At 64.4% G+C, this 18,864-nt stretch carries 19 protein-coding genes and 4 tRNA genes; 22 read left to right on the top strand and 1 reads right to left on the bottom strand.

Annotated features, from left to right (window positions below):
- Window positions 1–6: 6 nt before the first annotated feature.
- The 3 genes from V6V88_RS27450 to V6V88_RS27440 are packed head-to-tail and all read left to right on the top strand — an operon-like array spanning window position 7 to window position 2,788.
- Entirely contained in the window at window positions 7–828 is an 822-nt protein-coding gene (locus V6V88_RS27450; protein ID WP_338617097.1) for a GNAT family N-acetyltransferase, read from the top strand.
- A gap of 45 nt (window positions 829–873) precedes the next feature.
- Window positions 874–1,791: a ParB/RepB/Spo0J family partition protein gene (locus V6V88_RS27445; RefSeq protein ID WP_062839279.1), complete on the top strand. Its 918-nt coding sequence runs from the start codon at window positions 874–876 to the stop codon at window positions 1,789–1,791.
- Entirely contained in the window at window positions 1,784–2,788 is a 1,005-nt protein-coding gene (locus tag V6V88_RS27440) for an asparaginase (RefSeq protein ID WP_223573722.1), read from the top strand. Before V6V88_RS27445 ends, V6V88_RS27440 begins: the two co-directional genes overlap by 8 nt.
- On the opposite strand, the gene V6V88_RS27435 is transcribed toward V6V88_RS27440, so the two are convergent.
- On the bottom strand, window positions 2,782–3,675 hold the full coding sequence (locus tag V6V88_RS27435) for a LysR substrate-binding domain-containing protein (protein ID WP_338617096.1): 894 nt from the start codon (window positions 3,673–3,675) through the stop codon (window positions 2,782–2,784). The two genes, V6V88_RS27440 and V6V88_RS27435, sit on opposite strands and share 7 nt — an antisense overlap.
- Window positions 3,676–3,815: 140 nt before the next feature.
- On the opposite strand from V6V88_RS27435, the gene V6V88_RS27430 reads away from it, so the two are divergent.
- From V6V88_RS27430 to rplL, 19 genes are all read left to right on the top strand, one after another.
- Window positions 3,816–4,403 carry a cysteine dioxygenase family protein gene (locus tag V6V88_RS27430; protein ID WP_056320567.1) on the top strand — a complete coding sequence of 196 codons (588 nt, stop codon included), beginning with the start codon at window positions 3,816–3,818 and terminating at the stop codon, window positions 4,401–4,403.
- 2 nt (window positions 4,404–4,405) lie between these two features.
- On the top strand, window positions 4,406–5,599 hold the full coding sequence (metC, locus tag V6V88_RS27425; RefSeq protein ID WP_223573720.1) for a cystathionine beta-lyase: 1,194 nt from the start codon (window positions 4,406–4,408) through the stop codon (window positions 5,597–5,599).
- Window positions 5,599–7,200: a rhodanese-like domain-containing protein gene (locus V6V88_RS27420; protein WP_223576576.1), complete on the top strand. Its 1,602-nt coding sequence runs from the start codon at window positions 5,599–5,601 to the stop codon at window positions 7,198–7,200. Before metC ends, V6V88_RS27420 begins: the two co-directional genes overlap by 1 nt.
- Window positions 7,201–7,350: 150 nt before the next feature.
- A complete protein-coding gene (locus V6V88_RS27415) occupies window positions 7,351–8,352 on the top strand; it encodes a tripartite tricarboxylate transporter substrate binding protein (RefSeq protein ID WP_223573718.1) in 1,002 nt (333 codons plus the stop codon).
- Between the two features lie 106 nt (window positions 8,353–8,458).
- A complete protein-coding gene (hisN, locus tag V6V88_RS27410; RefSeq protein WP_223573716.1) occupies window positions 8,459–9,265 on the top strand; it encodes a histidinol-phosphatase in 807 nt (268 codons plus the stop codon).
- Window positions 9,266–9,322: 57 nt separating this feature from the next.
- Window positions 9,323–10,708, top strand: a complete 1,386-nt coding sequence (locus tag V6V88_RS27405) for a glutamine synthetase family protein (RefSeq protein WP_223573711.1) — start codon at window positions 9,323–9,325, stop codon at window positions 10,706–10,708.
- A 26-nt stretch (window positions 10,709–10,734) separates the two neighbouring features.
- Complete coding sequence (locus V6V88_RS27400; RefSeq protein ID WP_338617094.1) at window positions 10,735–12,144, top strand: aldehyde dehydrogenase family protein; 1,410 nt, start codon at window positions 10,735–10,737, stop codon at window positions 12,142–12,144.
- A gap of 25 nt (window positions 12,145–12,169) precedes the next feature.
- Window positions 12,170–13,333: an iron-containing alcohol dehydrogenase gene (locus V6V88_RS27395; protein WP_223573707.1), complete on the top strand. Its 1,164-nt coding sequence runs from the start codon at window positions 12,170–12,172 to the stop codon at window positions 13,331–13,333.
- A gap of 113 nt (window positions 13,334–13,446) precedes the next feature.
- Window positions 13,447–13,533 (top strand) — tRNA-Tyr (locus V6V88_RS27390).
- Window positions 13,534–13,680: 147 nt separating this feature from the next.
- Window positions 13,681–13,754: transfer RNA gene (locus V6V88_RS27385), tRNA-Gly, on the top strand.
- Between the two features lie 12 nt (window positions 13,755–13,766).
- Window positions 13,767–13,841 (top strand) — tRNA-Thr (locus V6V88_RS27380).
- 55 nt (window positions 13,842–13,896) lie between these two features.
- On the top strand, window positions 13,897–15,087 hold the full coding sequence (tuf, locus tag V6V88_RS27375) for an elongation factor Tu (protein WP_062839263.1): 1,191 nt from the start codon (window positions 13,897–13,899) through the stop codon (window positions 15,085–15,087).
- A gap of 117 nt (window positions 15,088–15,204) precedes the next feature.
- Window positions 15,205–15,280, top strand: a tRNA-Trp gene (locus tag V6V88_RS27370).
- Window positions 15,281–15,344: 64 nt separating this feature from the next.
- Window positions 15,345–15,725: a preprotein translocase subunit SecE gene (gene secE / locus V6V88_RS27365; RefSeq protein WP_046806052.1), complete on the top strand. Its 381-nt coding sequence runs from the start codon at window positions 15,345–15,347 to the stop codon at window positions 15,723–15,725.
- A 9-nt stretch (window positions 15,726–15,734) separates the two neighbouring features.
- Window positions 15,735–16,268, top strand: coding sequence for a transcription termination/antitermination protein NusG (nusG, locus tag V6V88_RS27360; protein ID WP_006389586.1), 534 nt, complete (start codon window positions 15,735–15,737; stop codon window positions 16,266–16,268).
- A gap of 63 nt (window positions 16,269–16,331) precedes the next feature.
- Window positions 16,332–16,763: a 50S ribosomal protein L11 gene (rplK, locus tag V6V88_RS27355; RefSeq protein WP_056320728.1), complete on the top strand. Its 432-nt coding sequence runs from the start codon at window positions 16,332–16,334 to the stop codon at window positions 16,761–16,763.
- Window positions 16,764–16,765: 2 nt separating this feature from the next.
- A complete protein-coding gene (rplA, locus tag V6V88_RS27350) occupies window positions 16,766–17,467 on the top strand; it encodes a 50S ribosomal protein L1 (RefSeq protein ID WP_056320726.1) in 702 nt (233 codons plus the stop codon).
- 274 nt (window positions 17,468–17,741) lie between these two features.
- A complete protein-coding gene (gene rplJ / locus V6V88_RS27345) occupies window positions 17,742–18,266 on the top strand; it encodes a 50S ribosomal protein L10 (protein ID WP_056320723.1) in 525 nt (174 codons plus the stop codon).
- An 81-nt stretch (window positions 18,267–18,347) separates the two neighbouring features.
- Window positions 18,348–18,728: a 50S ribosomal protein L7/L12 gene (gene rplL / locus V6V88_RS27340; protein ID WP_008157777.1), complete on the top strand. Its 381-nt coding sequence runs from the start codon at window positions 18,348–18,350 to the stop codon at window positions 18,726–18,728.
- Window positions 18,729–18,864 lie beyond the last annotated feature (136 nt).

Below are 18,864 nucleotides of genomic sequence, written 5' to 3'. Positions count from 1 at the left end.
TCCCCGATGCCTGACGCCGCGCTCTTTTTCCCGCCACAGCCAACCCTCTCCACGCCGCCCGCCGACGTGCGCGATGCGCTGCGCGTGCGGCTGGAAGACGCGGCGCTGAACGCCACTGCCGTGGGCGCGCAGGTGATCTATGATGGCTGGCTTGTGCGTTTTGCCCAATCGCCGGCCAAGCGGGTCCGAAGCGTCAATGTGCTGGGGTTATCCACACGTCCTTTGGATGAGCGGCTGGCGTATTGTTCATCGTTGTATGCGCGCCAGGGTTTGCCCATGGTGCTGCGCATCACCTCCATCGGCCCCGATTTTTCCCTCGACGCCGAGCTGGAGGCCCGCGGTTATCTCTACACCGGTGAGACTCGCGTCATGAGCACGCCGCTCGCTCCCCGCGCAAGTGTCAGGAGCGATCTGCATTTCAGCAAGGTCGATGCCGAGCGCTTTGCGGCGGCGGTCGAGGCGCTGCGCGGCTCATCGGCCGCGCATATCGCCGAACACCACGCGCGCCTTGCCGGTCTGGCTGTGGATAAGCAGCCGGTGCTCGCCACCGACGCGGTGGGGCAGGTGGTCGCTGCGGGAATGGCCGTGCGTGAAGGCGACCTGCTCGGCCTGTTCGACATCGTTACCCACCCGGGACATCGGCGCAAAGGTTACGCCGCTGTCCTGGTGGGGCATTTGCTGGCCGAAGGGGCTGCCGGCGGCGCCAGGACGGCCTATCTGCAGGTCGAGCCGGAAAACATCGCCGCGCGGACCCTGTATGACCGCTACGGATTCAAAGACTGTTACGCGTATTGGTACCGCCTGCCCGCCGAGCAGGCGGACGCCTGAGCCCGGCGCTCAGGATACAAAGACAGAAGGAAAGAGGATTTAATTATGGCCACCAAGAAACCCAAGGGATTGGGTCGCGGACTGGACGCCTTGCTCGGCGCCGATGCGCCCGCCATCGACAACATCGGCAAGGCTGTCGCCAAGCCCGAGGGTCCGCCGTCCACCCTGCCCATCTCGAAGATGCGCGCCGGCAAGTACCAGCCGCGCACGCGCATGGACGAGGGGGCCCTGGGCGAGCTGGCCGAGTCGATTCGCACGCAAGGGATCATGCAGCCGATTCTCGTGCGCGCGCTGGGCGATGCGCCCGGCCACTACGAGATCATCGCAGGCGAACGCCGCTTTCGCGCCGCGCAGCTTGCCGGCCTGAAAGAAGTGCCGGTCCTGGTGCGCGAGGTCGCCGATGAAAACGCCGCCGTCATGGCGCTCATCGAAAACATCCAGCGCGAAGACCTGAATCCGCTCGAAGAAGCGCACGGCGTGCGCCGCCTGCTCGATGAGTTCGGCCTGACGCACGAACAGGCCGCGCAGGCCATCGGCCGCTCGCGTTCCGCCACCAGCAACCTGCTGCGCCTCTTGAATCTGGCCGCACCCGTGCAGACCATGCTGCTGGCCGGCGACGTCGACATGGGCCACGCCCGCGCGCTGCTCGCCGTCGATGCGGCCACGCAGATCCAGCTTGCCAATCTCATCATCGCGCGCCGCCTGTCGGTGCGCGAGGCCGAAAAGCTCGTTGCCAAGACGGCCAAGGAAGCCGAAGCCTCGGCGTCGCCCAAAAAGAAGACCAACGGCGTGTCGCGCGACCTGACGCGTCTGGAAGAAGCGCTGTCCGATCATCTGGGCACGCGCGTGGCGCTGAAAGTGGGCGCCAAGGAAAAGGGTCAGATCGTCATCGACTTCCACGGCTGGGAGCACCTGAATTCGCTCCTCGAGCGCCAGGGCCTTTCCGGAGCGGTGGATGCCTGAAAACGCATTGCCCGTCATCGCGGTGCTGGCGACGGGGGGCACGATTGCGGGGGCCCAGGCTGACGCCACGTCCGCCGGCTACAAGTCGGGCACTTTTTCCGTGAATGACCTGCTCGCGGCGGTGCCGCAGCTGGCCAACATCGCAGAGATCCGCGCCGAGCAGGTTGCCAACGTCGGCAGCCAGAACATGACGCACGACGTCTGGCGCTCGCTGGCGCAGCGCGTGGACACGCTTTGCCAGGACGCCTCCGTGGCCGGCATCGTGATCACCCACGGAACCGACACGCTTGAGGAAACCGCCTATTTCCTCAGCCTCGTGAACCGTCATGACAAGGCCGTCGTGCTGGTTGGCGCCATGCGCCCGGCCACGGCGCTGGGCGCAGAAGGTCCGGCCAATCTGTACAACGCGGTGGCGCTGGCGCGCCATCCCGATGCGCGGGGCCGCGGCCCGCTCGTCGTCATGAACGAAGACATCCATTACGCCCGCGAAATCCAGAAGATCGCCAGCGCCGGCCTGTGCGCGTTTGCATCGCCCAATCGCGGCCGCGCCGGCGTCATGCACGGCGGCGTGCCTTGCTTTTACTCGCGCAATGCCACCACCTATGGCGCACAAAGCGAGTTTTCACTCGCATTGTTGGAAAAGGCTGGCTGGCCGCGTGTGGACATCGTCTATGCGTATGCCAACCTGCAGGCCGACCTGATCGATTTCCTGGCCAGCGCCGCCGACGGCATCGTGCTGGCGGGCGTGGGCGACGGCAACGCCACCGACCTGGCCATCGAAGGCCTGCGGCGTGCAGCCGACGACGGCGTGGCCGTCGTTCGGTCCAGCCGCACGGGCAGCGGTTTCGTGGCGCGCGATGTCGAAGTCGACGACGCCAGCTTGGGCTTTGTGGCCGCGCGCGACCTGAATCCGCAGAAGGCGCGCATCCTTCTGATGCTCGCGCTGACGATCACTCGCGATCCGGATGCGTTGCAGCAGGTGTTCGACCGTTATTGAACCGTGGGCGGCGGCTCCGTCGCCGCGCCTTGCTGCGCAAGACCCAGGTTGGTCCGCAGCATGTCGTACACCTGCCGCGTCAGCGGATTGATGAGATCACGCCTTATCCACAGGAAGTAGGTCACGTCCGGCAGGGGCGGCAGCCCTTCCTTTTCTCCCAGCACCCGCATCTCCGGCCCCAGCAGTTCCACGCTGCGCGCCGTCACGCCCAGGCCCGCGCGCAGCGCGGCCTTGATCCCCACCAGATTCGGCGCCACGTAGTTCGTGTGCCAGCGCACCTGCGCCTGCTCCAGCGCATTGAGCGCCAGGCGGCGAAAGATGCTGGGTTCGTCCGCCAGCACAAGCGGCACGGGCGCATGGGAATCGTGCACGTAATCGGCGGATGCCAGCCAGACCGTCGGCGACGTACGCAATGCCACGCCCTCGAAGTCCTGATCAAAGCGCGTGGAGATCGTCAGGTCGATCTCGCCCGCGCGCAGGGCATCCATCAGGAACGGACTGCGATCGACCCGGATCTCCAGCTTCACGCGGGGCGCCACGCGCGCGATGTGCGTGAGCAGGGTGGGCAGGATCGTGTCCGCCACGTCCAGGGGCGCACCCAGCCGCAGCTCGCCTTCCAGCGGCCCGTCCTGCAAGGCCCGCAGCGCCTCATCGTTGATGGCCAGCATGTGCCGGGCGTATTCGACCAGCCGCCGGCCATGCGAGGACAGCACCTTGTTGCGGCCCTGCTTTTCAAACAGGGGCAGACCGATCATCGCCTCGAGCCGCTGCATCTGCTGCGTGATGGCGGACTGCGTCTTGTGCAGCCGGTTGGCGGCCTCGGAAAACGTTTCATGCTGCGCGATGGCCGTCAGCGTGCGAAGCAGGTCCAGGTCTAGGTTGCGCATCCGTTCAGCGGGAAATGGGTTCAGGGATAACCCGATACATTAGCAGTCCTAATGGAATGTTCAAGCAATTTAAATTGTTGGTGCTCACGGCCGGCGATACAGTAAGTGCAATAACTCATGAAACAAGAGGGAACAACGACGTGAGCACTGCACATCCCCAACAGGCCGGCATCGACAGCGCGGTCGAAAATATTAAAAAAACTGTAGGAAATAAGGGCCTGAACCGCGACAGCCTTCAGCTCGTCCTGGATGAGCTGGTGGCGTTGGCCGGCAATACCGCCTGGTGGGGCGCCGACCGCTACCCGCCGCCCGAGGGCGACGAACGCCAGGCCCGCTATCTGATCGCCGAAGACGCCGACAAGAGCTATGCGCTGTACCTGAACGTCATGCGCCCGGGCAAGAAGATCGTGCCGCACAACCACACCACCTGGGCGTGTATCGCGGCGGTCGAAGGCGTCGAATACAACTACGTGTACGACCGCCTGGACGACGGTTCGCAGCCGGGCGTCGGCAAGCTGGCGCAGATCGACACCGTGGTGGTGGGCCCCGGCACCGGCATTGCGCTGATGCCCGACGATATCCACGCAGTGGAAATCCAGGGCGACAGCGTCATCCGCCATCTGCACATGTACGGACGCGCGCTGGAAACGCTGGACCAACGCCTGGGCTTCGACCTGGAGACCGGCACCTGCAAGATCATGCCGATTGGCGTACAGACGCGGCGCTGATCATGAGCAAGCCCTTCCGGTCCGCAACGCGCCTGCTGCGCGCAGGACGTCCTCACCAAGGCTGGGTCAACACGCCGGTCACGCGCGCCAGCACGTATGTCTTTGATAGCGTAGAAGCGTGGCGCGACACGCGGGCACGCCGCGAACAGGAGCGTCTGCCGTCCTATGGCGCGCGCGGCACCGACAGCACGCACGCCCTGGAAGACGCGCTCGTCGAACTGGAAGCGGGCTATCGCGCCAAGCTTTATCCCACGGGTCAGGCCGCAATCGCCACCGTGCTGCTTGCCTATCTGCGCGCCGGCGATCATGTGCTGGTGACAGACGCCGTGTATGAGCCGGTGCGCCGGTTCTGCGCCGAACACCTGACGCGCCTGGGGATCGAATTCACGTACTACCGCCCCGATGCCGCCGGCATCGAGGCGCTGATCCGGCCCAATACCCGCATGATCTACGCGGAGTCGCCGGGGTCGCTGACCTACGAGATGCCGGACCTCATCGAGTTATCCACAACCGCGCGAAAACACGATTGCTGGCTGGCTGTGGACAACACGTGGGCGTCCGGTCTGGTGCAAAAACCGCTCGCATTGGGCGCCGACATCTCCATCCTTGCCGCGACCAAATATCTGGGCGGCCATGCCGACGTGATGATGGGCGCCGTCGTCACGAACGAGCGCGCATGGCGGGCGCTGGAACGCGCAACCATCGATTTCGGCCAGACGGTCGGCGCCGACGATGCCTTCCTGGTGTTGCGCGGCATGCGCACGCTGCCCCTGCGCATGGCGCAGCACGCCCGCAGCGCGCTCCTGATCTCCCAGTGGCTCAAGGCGCGTCCGGAAGTCGCGCGCGTTTTGAATCCTGCGCTGCCTGGCGATCCCTCCCATGCAATCTGGCGGCGCGATTGCACCGGCGCCAACGGCCTGCTGACGCTGGAACTGTCGGGCGCCTACACCGAGGCCGACGCCGAGCGCTTCATCGACAGCCTGCAGCTATTCGGCATCGGCGCCTCGTGGGGCGGCTTTGAAAGCCTGGTGATTCCGGTGAACTTGCAGGCTGCGCGCTCGCTGCCGGGCCTTGATGCTCGCGGTCCCATGCTGCGCCTGCACATCGGCCTGGAAGATCCTGACGACCTGATCGCCGACCTTGACCGCGGCCTGGCCGCACTGACTCAACCCATCCGTACCCTCCGAATCTCATGATGCAGCCGTATAACGACCCCACCTTCGCCGACGTCGATTCGCACACGCTCAAGCAGTGGTTGCACGACGGCCGCGAGATCGCGCTTCTGGACGTGCGCGAGCATGGCCAGTATGGCGAGTCGCATCTGTTCTACGCCGCGCCGGTCCCGTACAGCCGCCTTGAAGTCGACATCGTCCGCCTCGCGCCTCGCCGCGGCGTGCGCGTCGTGGTCTACGACGAGGGGGGCGAGGACGACACCGCGGCCCGCGCCGCGCGCGCCCTTGGCGTGCTGGGCTACACGGATGTGCACCGCCTGGCCGGCGGCATCGCGCAATGGCAGCGCGACGGTTATGCCGCATTCGCAGGCGTGAACGTTCCCAGCAAAACGTTTGGTGAACTCGCCGAAGAGGTTTTCCACACCCCGCGCATCGGCGCCCGCGAACTGGCCGAACGCCAGCGCCGGGGCGACGACCTTATCGTGCTGGACGGCCGGCCCTTCGCCGAATACCAGAAGATGAGCATTCCCGGCGGCATCTGCTGCCCCAACGGCGAACTGGCGCTGCGCGCCCACACGCTGGCTGCGCGGCCGGACACCACCATCGTGGTGAACTGCGCGGGCCGCACGCGCAGCATCATCGGCGCGCAGACGCTCATCAACCTGGGTGTGCCCAATCCGGTCTACGCCCTGGAGAACGGCACCCAGGGCTGGTACTTGGAAGACCTGCAGCTCGAGCATGGCGCGCGCCGCCGGTATCCGGATGACGTCACGCCTGAAGACGTGCCGGCGCTGGCGCAGCGTTCCGCGCAGCTCGCCCAGCGTCACGGCGTGCCGTCGGCCAACGCCGGGCAGGTGCAGGACTGGCTGCGAGACCCGCAGCGCACCACGTTCCTGTGCGATGTGCGCAGCGCCGAAGAGTTCGCGAAGGGGTCGTTGCCCGGCGCGCAGCATGCGCCTGGCGGGCAACTCATTCAGGCGACGGACCAGTACATCGCCGTGCGCGGCGCCCGCATCGTCGTGTTCGATGGCGAAGGCGTGCGCGCGCCGGTCGTCGCCAGCTGGCTCCGGCAGATGGGATGGGACGCCTGCACGCTCGAAGAAGGCACTGGCGCCGTGCTGGCCCACACGCCGGCCCAGCCCGAGGCGCCCGCGCCTGAGCTTGCCCTGCTGTCCGATGCGGCCTTGGCCAATGTGCTGAAGCAGGGCGCCCAGATTGTCGACATTCGGCCCAGCATGCGGTACCGCGCGAGCCACGTGGCCGGCGCCCGCTGGTCCATCCGTCCGCGGCTGCATCGTCTGGCGCTCGGTCCCGCGCGTCCAGTCGTGTTGCTGGCCGAAGACGCCGCACTGGCGGCGTGGGCGGCACGCGATCTGGCTGCCTTGGGCATCGATGATGTCAAGGCCAATACGGGCACGCCGAACAGCTGGTCGGCTCAAGGCATTTCGCTGGAGACGACGCCCGCCGATCCGCCCGATAGCGATTGCATCGACTACCTGTTTTTTGTGCACGACCGCCACGACGGGAACAAGGCCGCCGCGCGGCAGTACCTCGCCTGGGAAACCAATCTCGTCAAGCAGATCGACGACCGGGAACGCGCCGCGTACCGGTTCCCGGCCAGCTGACACCGCCGCCGCGCGTTTGCGCGGCGCCACCCGCTTCAACCTGATCAGGACGCCCCGGCGGCAATTGCCGCCGGGGTGCGGACGGTTCATGGCGAACCGGAATGCAAAGGACGGCCGAGTATCCGGCCGCCATCTCAAGGGGAAATCCAGATGAAGCAACACGCATTGCAAGCTTGCAAGACGGCCGCGGTGGCAGCGGCAGCCCTCGCGTGGGGGTTCGCCGCCCATGCCCAGACGCCGGCGCCGCTGGCGGACTATCCGAAGCAGGCCATCACCGTTGTCTCGCCGTTCCCGCCGGGCGGCGGCAACGACGGCGTCGCACGCCTGATCGCGCAGGAGTTGGGCGCCATCACGGGTCAAAGCGTGGTTGTCGAAAACCGCTCGGGGGCGGGCGGCAACGTCGGGACCGCACAGGTGTCCCGCGCCAAGCCTGACGGCTACACCCTCGTGATGTCGCAGACCAGCGTCATGGCCGTCAATCCGCGCCTGTACAAGAACGTGGGCTTCGATCCGCTGAAGGACTTCGTGCCCATTTCGCAGATCACCTCGGCGCCCCTGGTGCTCGTCTCGCGCGCGGATGGCCCGTACAAGACGCTGGACGATTATCTTGCGGCCGCACGCAAGCAGCCTGGGGTCATCACCTACGCGACGCCGGGCAACGGTACGATGAGCCATCTGATGGGCGCGCTGGTTTCCCAGAAGGCCAACGTCAAGCTGGTGCATGTGCCGTATCGCGGCGCGGCGCCGGCGGTCACGGACCTGCTGGGCGGCACCGTCGACATGCTGATCACCTCGCCGGCATCGGCCGAACCCATGGTCGCGGCCGGAAAACTGCTGATTCTTGCGATGAGTCACGGCGATGGCGTGGGCATCTTCAAGCGCGCGCCCACGTTGAAGCAGGCCGGTCTGGAAGGCATCACCGCGGATGACTGGTACGGCTTGTTCGCGCCCGCGGGAACGCCGCCCGAGCGCATCGCTTATCTGGCTCAGGCCGTGGAGCAGGCCATGAAGTCGCCCGCCGTGATCGCCAAGATCAACAGCGGCGGCAGCCAACCTGTGGGCAGCGCGCCCGCGGCCTTCAAGAGCCGGCTGCAGCAGGACACCACGTATTGGGCCGACATGGTGAAGACGGCGGGCGTGTCGCTCGATTGAACGGCATGTTTGCCAACGCGGAGCAAGGTGTCTAGACTGGAAACGCCTGCGTGCAGGCGTTCCGTCGGCGCACTGATCCTCCGCGCGCCCCTCCTGGAGGGCATCGATGCAGACTTCCTCGGCCTTGTCGGCGCCGCAACTCGCGGCGTATGCCGCGTTCGCGCAGTCGCTGGCGGACCGCGCCCGGCCCTTGTCGTGCAAGTGGTTCCGGCATCCGCTTGACGTCGACACCAAGGCCGATGACAGTCCCGTCACGCAGGCAGACAGGCAGGTCGAGGCGGCGCTGCGCGAGGCCATCGCCGCGCATCATCCCGGCCACGGCATATTCGGTGAAGAATTCGGCGCCTCTCATGCCGATGCCGAATTCGTGTGGTCGCTCGACCCCATCGATGGCACCCGCGCCTTCATCTCGGGCAATCCGCTGTGGGGCACGCTGCTTGCGCTGCTGCACCGCGGCAGGCCGGTGTTGGGGCTGATCGACATTCCCATGCTCGACGAACGCTGGATCGGCGTGGCGCACGCGCCGTCGCGATTGAACGGCGAGCCGTGCGCGACGCGCGCATGCACCGACCTCGACAGCGCCATCCTGTATGCCACCGCGCCCGACATCTTCACGGGCGCCGAGCTGGCCGCTTTCGACCACTTGGCAGCCAAGACACGCATGCGCCGTTATGGAGGCGACTGCTACAGCTATGGGCTTCTCGCCAGCGGTCACGTCGACCTCGTCGTGGAGGCGGGGCTGCAGCCCTACGATTATCTTGCCCTTGCGCCCGTGATCGAAGGCGCGGGCGGCGTCATGACGGATTGGACAGGGCAGCCGCTCGGCCTCGCCTCAAAGGGCCGCGTGATCGCGGCCGCCACACCTGCGCTGCATCGCCAGGCGATGCAGGTGCTGGGGGCGGCCATGGCCTGACCGGCGCGCCGCCCGCCCGCAGTTCCACGCAACGCTTCAGCCATAAGGTGAACGAGCATGCATGCACTAGGGGTAGCAACGGTGGAAGACGCAGAGCGGCTGGTGCAGGCCAGCCCGCTCTCGCATATCAAGATCGGCCTGTCCGATGTGGACGGCGTCATGCTGGGCAAGTACCTGAGGCGCGACAAATTCCTGGGCGCGCTGCGTTCCGGGCTCGCGTTCTGCGACGTGGTGCTGGGGTGGGATCTGGACGATCAGCTCTACGACAACACCCGGTACACCGGCTGGCACACCGCATACCCCGACGCAAAAATGCGCATCGTGCCGCAAAGCGCGCGCCGTCTCACGCTGGAACAAGGCCCCGGCGGCGAAGACATGCTGCTGTTCCTGGCGGAATTCGAGGGCGATGCCGCCGCCATCTGTCCGCGCCGCCTGCTGCACCGCGTGATCGATCGCGCGGCGGACATGGGATTCGATGCCTATGCCGCGCTGGAGTACGAATTCTTCATGTTCCGCGAGACGCCGCACTCCGTGCGCGCCAAGCACTACCGCAACATGGAGAACTGGACGCCCGGCAATTTCGGGTATTCGGTTCTGCGCAGCACGGTCGAGGGCGACTTCTATCGCAAGCTGCTCGACATGTGCGAGCGCATGGACATGCCCATCGAAGGCCTGCACACCGAGACCGGGCCGGGCGTGCTGGAGGCCGCGCTTGCCGTGGACCATGCGGCGGCGGCCGGCGACAAGGCGTTTCTGTTCAAGACGTTCGCCAAGGCGCTTGCGCAACAGAACGGCCTGATGGCCACCTTCATGGCGAAATGGTCGCACGACCACCCGGGTCAAAGCGGCCACATTCACCTGTCTCTGCGCGACCGCAAGACGGGGCGTTCGTCCTTCTACGATGAGTCGCAGCCACATGGCGTCGGCAGCCTGCAGGCCGCCTTCATGGCGGGCGTGCAGCGATACCTGCCCGAGTTCATGGCCTTGTACGCGCAAACCATCAACAGCTATTCGCGCCTGGTGCCCGGCTATTGGGCGCCGCTGGACGCCACGTGGGGGATGGAAAACAGGACGACGGCACTGCGGCTCATCCCGGGCAGCGACAAATCGCAGCGTGTCGAAGTGCGCATCGGATCGGCCGATGCCAATCCCTATCTGGCGCTGGCCGCGGCGCTCGCCTCCGGGTTGTACGGCATCGAGCAAGGGCTGTCGCCCGAGCCCATGGTACAGGGCAATGCCTATACGCAGGAGTTTCCCGCGCATCTGCATCTGCCCACGACCTTGTGGGAAGCCGCGCAGCGTCTTCGCGGCTCCGACGCCGCGCGCGTGCTGTTCGGCGACGCATTCGTCGAGCATTACGCTGCGACGCGCGAATGGGAAGAGCGGCAGTTCCGGCGTCATGTGACCGACTGGGAGCTTGCGCGCTACTTCGAAATCATCTGAACCCGTCCATTGCCATCAGAGTAGCCATGACCCACGAACTCATCACCATCAGCCCCATCGACGGACGTCCGGTCGTGCGCCGTGCCTACGCCAGCGAAGCGCAGATCTCGCAGGCGCTGGCCAACGCCCAGGGCGCGCAGCCGGCGTGGCATGCGCTCGGCATCCAGGCGCGGGGGCGCATCGTGACGGCTGCGGTGGACCATGTCGTGGCGGCCAAGGATGAAATTGCGCGCGCGATCACCATTCAGATGGGCCGTCCGCTACGCGACGCACCCGGCGAAGTCGATGGCTTCGCCACCCGCGCGCGCCACATGATCGCCATCGCCGACGATGCCCTCGCTCCCATTGCCGTTCCCGCGCAGCCAGGCTTTACGCGTTTCATCAGCCGCGCGCCCGTCGGCGTGGTGCTCACCATCGCGCCTTGGAACTATCCGCTGCTGACCGCGGTGAACAGCATCGTGCCCGCACTGATGGCGGGCAACACCGTCATTCTCAAGCATTCCGACCAGACGCCGCTGTGCGCCGAGCTCATCGATCGCGCATTCCGAGACGCGGGGGCGCCAAGAGGCGTCTTTCAATACCTGCACGCCAGCCACGACATCACGCAACGGCTGATCCGCGCGCCGGAGATCGGCTATGTGTCCTTCACGGGCTCGGTCCGGGGAGGGCGCATTGTCGAGGAAAGCGCGGCGGGTCGCTTTATCGGCGTCGGACTGGAACTGGGCGGCAACGACCCAGCCTACGTGCGTGAGGACGCCAACCTGGACGCCGCGGCAGAGACGCTCGTCGATGGCGCGTTCTTCAACGCCGGCCAGTCGTGTTGCGGCATTCAGCGCATCTACGTGGCGCGTGGCGTGCACGACGCCTTCGTCGAGCGCGCCGCTGCGTTAACGCACCGCTACGTGCTGGGCAATCCGTTGCAGCTGGACACGACGCTTGGCCCTGTCGTGCGCGCCCGCGCGGCGGCCGAGATCCGGGAAGTGATCGCGCAAGCCGTCGGCGCCGGCGCTGTAAACGTGATCGATAACTCGCATTTCAAAAAAGCGAGTGAAAGCTCACTTAAAGCGAGCGAAAGCTCGTGTTATGTAGCGCCCGCGTTGCTCACGCAGGTCGACCACCGCATGCGCATCATGAGCGAGGAGTGTTTCGGTCCGGTCGCCGGCATCATGCCGGTCGACAGTGACGAACAGGCCATCGCGCTGATGAACGACAGTCCGTACGGATTGACGGCTGCCGTTTTCACGCAGGACGAAGCGGCCGCATTGCGTATCGGCGGGCAGGTGCGCGCCGGCACGTTCTTCATGAACCGATGCGACTACCTCGACCCGGCGCTCGCGTGGACGGGCGTCAAGGAGTCGGGCCGCGGCGTGTCCTTGTCCAAGCTCGGCTACGAACCGCTCACCCAGGCGAAATCCTTCCATATGCGCAGCCTCTGAGCGCGGCATCACCAGGAACCGAATCATGACCGTCCCCCACGTCAACTGGAACTATCCCACCGCCATCAAGGTGGGTCCCGGACGCATCAAGGAACTGCCCGCGTGCTGCCGTGAGCTGGGCATGTCCCGACCTTTGCTCGTGACCGATCCCGGACTGGCCGCGTTGCCCATGGTCCGCGATGCCGTGGGCATGTGCCACGATGATGGTGTCGATTGCGCGGTCTTTCACGACATCAAGGGCAATCCCACCGGGCGCAACGTCGACGACGGTGTCGCGGCGTTCAAGCGCGGGCGCCATGACGGTGTCATTGCGTTCGGCGGCGGTTCGGCGCTCGATGCGGCGAAGGCCATCGCATTGATGGCGGGGCAGAGCCGGCCGCTGTGGGACTTCGAAGACATCGGCGACAACTACCTGCGCGTCAATGCCGCCGGTATGGCGCCCGTCGTGGCCGTGCCCACCACCGCAGGCACCGGCTCCGAAGTCGGGCGCGCATCCGTCATTACCGACCAGGCCGCGCACATCAAGCGCATCATCTTTCACGCCCGCATGCTGCCGTCCATCGTGATCCTGGACGCCGAGCTCACCGTGGGCCTGCCGCCCAAGATCACGGCGGCCACGGGCATGGACGCGCTGTCGCACAACCTGGAAGCCTACTGTTCGCCGTTCTTTCATCCCATGGCGGCTGGCATTGCGCTGGAGGGCATGCGCCTTATCAAGGCGTATCTGCCGCAGGCGGTTGCCGATGGCGCCGATCTGCAGGCGCGCCAGCAGATGCTGACGGCATCGTGCATGGGCGCCACCGCCTTCCAGCGCGGCCTGGGCGCCATGCACGCGCTGGCGCATCCGCTCGGCGCGCTCTATGACGCGCATCACGGCCTGCTCAATGCGATCTTGATGCCCTACGTGCTCAAGGCCAACGAAGAAGCGGTGGCGCCCCGGCTTGAAGCGCTTGCGCGTTATCTCGGCTTGCCGCGGCAAAGCCCGGGCGCGGTGCTCGACTGGGTGCTGGCGCTGCGAGAGGCCGTCGGCATCCCGCATACGCTCGCCGAGATCGGCCTGGATGACGGCCAGGCCGAGCGGGTGGGGCGCATGGCCAGCCAGGATCCCTCCGCCGGCACGAACCCCGTCAATTTCTCCGCCGAAAAATATTCTCAGCTTTTTCGTGCAGCAATTCGCGGAAACCTGTAAGCTTCGCCCCCTCTGCGCGGAAACGCGGCGGAGGTGGAACTGAAATTATGAATTTTTCATCCGAATGGTTTGACAGCGGATTTGAAAGTGTTCATAATCTCAAGTTCTCCGCTGGAGGGGTGCCCGAGTGGTTAAAGGGGGCAGACTGTAAATCTGTTGGCCTTGCGCCTACGTTGGTTCGAATCCAACCTCCTCCACCAGAGATCCATACCTAAATCCAGGCGCGGTTGGCCTGGATTTGCAATGTAAGGCCCGGTGGCCTTGTGCAGCCTTCGCAAAGAAGGTGGCAAGGATCCTCCGGCCTTCATTTCGAAGGGTTGGGACGAGAGAAGGTGAAAGGGTTTGCCGCGGGTGTAGCTCAATGGTAGAGCAGAAGCCTTCCAAGCTTACGACGAGGGTTCGATTCCCTTCACCCGCTCCAAGATTTTTAAATGCCCATGTGGCTCAGTGGTAGAGCACTCCCTTGGTAAGGGAGAGGTCGCGCGTTCGATCCGCGCCATGGGCACCACAAATTCCAAATTCTTTTCTTCAGTCAGAAGCGCAATCCAGGTCAGGAGTCAGCCATGGCAAAAGGCAAGTTTGAACGTACCAAGCCGCACGTGAACGTGGGTACGATTGGTCACGTTGACCACGGCAAAACGACGTTGACGGCGGCGATCACGACCGTTCTGTCGACCAAGTTCGGCGGCGAAGCCAAGGGCTACGACCAGATCGATGCAGCTCCTGAAGAAAAGGCACGCGGCATTACCATCAACACGGCTCACGTCGAGTACGAAACGGAAACGCGTCACTACGCGCACGTTGACTGCCCGGGCCACGCCGACTACGTCAAGAACATGATCACGGGCGCTGCCCAGATGGACGGCGCGATCCTGGTCGTGTCGGCCGCTGACGGCCCCATGCCGCAAACGCGCGAGCACATCCTGCTGAGCCGCCAGGTTGGCGTGCCGTACATCATCGTCTTCCTGAACAAGGCTGACATGGTTGACGACGCCGAGCTGCTCGAGCTGGTGGAAATGGAAGTTCGCGAACTGCTGTCCAAGTACGACTTCCCGGGCGACGACACCCCGATCGTCAAGGGTTCGGCCAAGCTGGCGCTGGAAGGCGACAAGGGCGAACTGGGCGAACAGGCCATTCTGGCTCTGGCTGCCGCGCTGGATTCGTACATCCCGACGCCTGAGCGTGCCATCGACGGCGCGTTCCTGATGCCGGTTGAAGACGTGTTCTCGATCTCGGGTCGCGGCACCGTGGTGACCGGCCGTATCGAACGCGGCATCATCAAGGTCGGCGAAGAAATCGAAATCGTCGGTATCGTTCCGACGGTCAAGACGACCTGCACGGGCGTGGAAATGTTCCGCAAGCTGCTGGACCAAGGTCAAGCTGGCGACAACGTGGGCATCCTGCTGCGCGGCACCAAGCGTGAAGACGTCCAGCGCGGCCAAGTTCTGGCCAAGCCGGGCTCGATCACCCCGCACACGGACTTCACGTCCGAGGTGTACATCCTGTCCAAGGAAGAAGGCGGCCGCCACACCCCGTTCTTCAACGGCTATCGTCCCCAGTTCTACTTCCGCACGACGGACGTGACGGGCACGATCGACCTGCCGGCCGACAAGGAAATGGTTCTGCCGGGCGACAACGTGACGATGACCGTCAAGCTGCTGGCCCCGATCGCCATGGAAGAAGGTCTGCGTTTCGCCATCCGTGAAGGCGGTCGTACCGTCGGCGCCGGCGTCGTCGCCAAGATCCTGAAGTAAGCAATACCCGGATGGGTAGGGTGGGCATTCATGCCCCTCTATCCATCTTTGCTGTAAAAGTAGTACTATGTATGGTTCCGCGAGCCGATGCAGGCGGAACAAGAGTTTGATGTGTTTAGGGGCATAGCTCAATTGGCAGAGCGTCGGTCTCCAAAACCGAAGGTTGTAGGTTCGATTCCTACTGCCCCTGCCACCGCCAGGATAAACCCGCGGGAGATCATCGCGAGTTACGCATTCACGGCGGCTCGCGTCGCAATATGTCTAATACCAGCGTAGAAACCGTTACCAGTACCGCCGACCGGGTCAAGCTCGGGCTGGCGGTTCTCGTCGTTATTGCTGGCATCGTCGGGTTCTCCGTGCTTAGCGCGCAGCCGATGCCCGCTCGGATCGGTGTGTTCGTCGGCGGCCTCGTGATCGCAGCCGCGATCGCCTGGTTCAGCGAACCCGGTCGCCGTACCCTGAGCTTTGCCAGCGAGTCCTACAACGAAGTCAAGCGTGTCGCATGGCCCACCCGCAAGGAAACGACCCAGATGACGGGTATCGTTTTTGCCTTCGTGGCGGTCATGGGCATTTTCATGTGGGTGCTCGACAAGGGCATCGAATGGATTCTCTACGGCCTGCTGCTGGGCTGGAAATAAGGACGGCAAATGAGTAAGCGTTGGTATGTCGTCCATGTGTACTCCGGCATGGAAAAAAGCGTACACAAGGCCCTGAATGAGCGCATCGAGCGCGCGGGCCTGCAAACGTCGTTTGGCCGCATCCTTGTGCCCTCCGAAGAAGTCGTCGAGGTCAAGGGTGGTCAGAAGTCGATCACCGAGCGCCGCATTTTCCCCGGTTATGTCCTGGTTGAAATGGACCTGACCGACGAAACGTGGCACCTGGTCAAGAACACCAACCGAGTCACCGGCTTTTTGGGCGGCTCGGGCAATCGTCCGACCCCGATTTCCGAAAAGGAAGTCGAAAAGATCCTCTCCCAGATGGAAGAGGGCGTCGAGAAACCCCGCCCCAAGATCCTGTTCGAAGTGGGCGAGATGGTTCGGGTCAAGGAAGGTCCGTTTGCGGACTTCAACGGCAACGTCGAAGAAGTCAACTACGAAAAGAGCAAGGTGCGTGTGTCCGTCACCATTTTTGGTCGCGCCACGCCCGTCGAGCTCGATTTCAGCCAGGTCGAAAAGACCTGAATCTAACCCCCGGGGAGCCCTGTCCTTATTGGCCAGGGCGATATCACCCGCAAGGAGCAAAGCATGGCGAAGAAGATCGTCGGCTTTATCAAGCTGCAAGTACCGGCTGGTAAGGCTAACCCCTCCCCCCCGATTGGCCCGGCCCTGGGTCAGCGTGGCCTGAACATCATGGAATTCTGCAAGGCGTTCAACGCCAAGACCCAAGGCATGGAGCCTGGTCTGCCGATTCCGGTGGTGATCACCGCTTTCGCCGACAAGAGCTTCACCTTCATCATGAAGACCCCGCCCGCGACGGTCCTCATCAAGAAGGCCGCCGGCGTGCAAAAGGGTTCGCCCAAGCCGCATACCGACAAGGTCGGCACGCTGACCCGCGCGCAAGCTGAAGAAATCGCCAAGGCCAAGGGTCCCGACCTGACCGCCGCCGATCTGGAAGCCGCAGTGCGCACGATCGCTGGCAGCGCCCGCAGCATGGGCATCACGGTTGAGGGGATCTAATCATGGCTAAGTTGTCCAAGCGCGCCGCCGCTATTGCACAAAAGATCGACCGCACCAAGCTGTACCCGGTCGCTGAAGCCCTGACCCTGGTCAAGGAAACCGCCGTCGCCAAGTTCAATGAATCCATTGACGTGGCCGTGCAGCTCGGCATCGACCCGAAGAAGTCGGACCAACTGGTCCGCGGTTCGGTCGTGCTGCCCGCCGGCACCGGCAAGTCGGTCCGCGTCGCCGTGTTCGCCCAAGGCGACAAGGCTGAAGCCGCCAAGGCCGCTGGCGCCGACATCGTTGGTCTGGACGACCTGGCCGACAGCATCAAGGCCGGTCAAATGGACTTTGACGTCGTCATCGCCTCGCCCGACACGATGCGTGTCGTCGGCGCCCTGGGTCAGATCCTGGGCCCGCGCGGCCTGATGCCGAACCCGAAGGTCGGCACCGTGACCCCCGACGTCGCAACCGCTGTGAAGAACGCCAAGGCCGGTCAGGTTCAGTACCGTACCGACAAGGCCGGCATCATCCACGCAACGATCGGCCGCGCGTCGTTCGGCGTGGAACAGCTGCAAACCAACCTGGCCGCTCTGGTCGACGCCCTGCAAAAGGCTCGTCCCGCAGCTGCCAAGGGCATTTACCTGCGCAAGCTCGCCGTTTCGTCCACGATGGGCGGCGGAGCGCGTGTGGAAATTGCCTCGCTGTCGGCTTCCAACTAAGCCAACAGCTGTAAACGTACTTTGGGCTGCATCCGGACCCCTCCGGATGTTGCTGTCAAAGACCGCTGGAGCAGGGCAGTGGAAGGGATTGTTCCTTCCGCAAGGAAAGCAGCACCGCCGCTGCCCCGCTTAATCCCGGAGCTCACCTAGTCCGGATCCAGCGTAGACGGCGTCCCCAGGAAGAATTCTTTACCCGAAGAACTCGTCCAGGCGCCGCATTCGGTTGACGCGCAAGGCTCCGGCCCCAGGCGTCTTTTGATGGAGTGTTCAAACCGTGAGTCTCAATCGTCAAGAGAAAGCGGTGGTAATCGAGGAAGTCTCGGCGGAAGTCGCCAAGGCCCAATCGATTGTTATCGCTGAGTACCGTGGTCTGGACGTCGCCTCTGTCACCGTACTGCGCAAAACTGCGCGTGAATCGGGCGTGTATCTGCGTGTTCTGAAGAACTCGCTGGCCCGTCGTGCTGTTGCTGGCACGGCTTTCGAGCCGTTGGCCGAGCAACTGACCGGTCCGCTGATCTATGGCATCAGCACTGATCCGGTAGCGGCGGCCAAGGTCATTGCTGGTTTCGCGAAGAGCAACGATAAGCTGGTCATCAAGGCGGGCGCTCTGCCCAACAACTTGCTGAACCAAGAAGGCGTGAAGGCCCTGGCCACCATGCCCTCGCGCGAAGAGTTGCTGTCGAAACTGCTTGGCACCATGCAAGCCCCCATCGCGCAATTCGTGCGTACGCTCAACGAAGTTCCGACCAAGTTCGCCCGTGGCCTCGCTGCCGTGCGCGACCAGAAGGCAGCGGCCTAATCGCCCTGTTGTCCGGAATTCGCTGAACGACGAAGCGACACCCAAACCCTGGCATTACCAAAATATTTGGAGTTCTGAAAAATGGCACTTAACAAAGCTGAAATCCTTGACGCCATCGCTGGCATGACCGTGCTCGAGCTGTCCGAGCTGATCAAGGAAATGGAAGAGAAGTTCGGCGTGTCGGCTGCTGCCGCTGCCGTCGCTGTCGCTGCTCCCGCCGCTGGTGGCGCTGCTGCCGCTGCTGAAGAGCAAACCGAGTTCACCGTCGTCCTGCAAGAAGCCGGCGCGAACAAGGTCAGCGTCATCAAGGCCGTGCGCGAGCTGACCGGTCTGGGTCTGAAGGAAGCCAAGGACCTGGTCGACGGCGCTCCGAAGCCCGTCAAGGAAGCTGTGGCCAAGGCTGACGCCGAAGCCGCCAAGAAGAAGCTGGAAGAAGCTGGCGCCAAGGTCGAAGTCAAGTAAGACCTGCGTCAACTGCCCGGGGACAGCACAGTTTGCAGTCCCCGGGCTTTTGCGTTTCCAGGAAACCCCTACTGGGGGTATGCCCATTCAGTGGGGTTTCCTGGAGTCGTATCACCTGGGGCCGTGGTTGACGGCC

The sequence above is a fragment of the Achromobacter sp. E1 genome (assembly GCF_037039475.1).
In the GTDB taxonomy this organism is placed as follows: Bacteria; Pseudomonadota; Gammaproteobacteria; order Burkholderiales; family Burkholderiaceae_B; genus Achromobacter; species Achromobacter mucicolens.
Note: the sequence above shows the minus strand (reverse complement) of the source record. Positions and strands in the feature narration are given on the sequence as shown.

Coding starts and splice junctions, on each gene's coding strand:
- tuf (WP_062839263.1), top strand. CDS start 13,897: ATGGCAAAAGGCAAGTTTGAACGTACCAAGCCGCACGTGAACGTGGGT.
- secE (WP_046806052.1), top strand. CDS start 15,345: ATGTCTAATACCAGCGTAGAAACCGTTACCAGTACCGCCGACCGGGTC.
- V6V88_RS27400 (WP_338617094.1), top strand. CDS start 10,735: ATGACCCACGAACTCATCACCATCAGCCCCATCGACGGACGTCCGGTC.
- V6V88_RS27440 (WP_223573722.1), top strand. CDS start 1,784: ATGCCTGAAAACGCATTGCCCGTCATCGCGGTGCTGGCGACGGGGGGC.
- V6V88_RS27405 (WP_223573711.1), top strand. CDS start 9,323: ATGCATGCACTAGGGGTAGCAACGGTGGAAGACGCAGAGCGGCTGGTG.
- rplK (WP_056320728.1), top strand. CDS start 16,332: ATGGCGAAGAAGATCGTCGGCTTTATCAAGCTGCAAGTACCGGCTGGT.
- V6V88_RS27450 (WP_338617097.1), top strand. CDS start 7: ATGCCTGACGCCGCGCTCTTTTTCCCGCCACAGCCAACCCTCTCCACG.
- V6V88_RS27435 (WP_338617096.1), bottom strand. CDS start 3,675: ATGCGCAACCTAGACCTGGACCTGCTTCGCACGCTGACGGCCATCGCG.
- V6V88_RS27415 (WP_223573718.1), top strand. CDS start 7,351: ATGAAGCAACACGCATTGCAAGCTTGCAAGACGGCCGCGGTGGCAGCG.
- hisN (WP_223573716.1), top strand. CDS start 8,459: ATGCAGACTTCCTCGGCCTTGTCGGCGCCGCAACTCGCGGCGTATGCC.
- nusG (WP_006389586.1), top strand. CDS start 15,735: ATGAGTAAGCGTTGGTATGTCGTCCATGTGTACTCCGGCATGGAAAAA.
- V6V88_RS27445 (WP_062839279.1), top strand. CDS start 874: ATGGCCACCAAGAAACCCAAGGGATTGGGTCGCGGACTGGACGCCTTG.
- rplA (WP_056320726.1), top strand. CDS start 16,766: ATGGCTAAGTTGTCCAAGCGCGCCGCCGCTATTGCACAAAAGATCGAC.
- rplL (WP_008157777.1), top strand. CDS start 18,348: ATGGCACTTAACAAAGCTGAAATCCTTGACGCCATCGCTGGCATGACC.
- metC (WP_223573720.1), top strand. CDS start 4,406: ATGAGCAAGCCCTTCCGGTCCGCAACGCGCCTGCTGCGCGCAGGACGT.
- V6V88_RS27420 (WP_223576576.1), top strand. CDS start 5,599: ATGCAGCCGTATAACGACCCCACCTTCGCCGACGTCGATTCGCACACG.
- V6V88_RS27395 (WP_223573707.1), top strand. CDS start 12,170: ATGACCGTCCCCCACGTCAACTGGAACTATCCCACCGCCATCAAGGTG.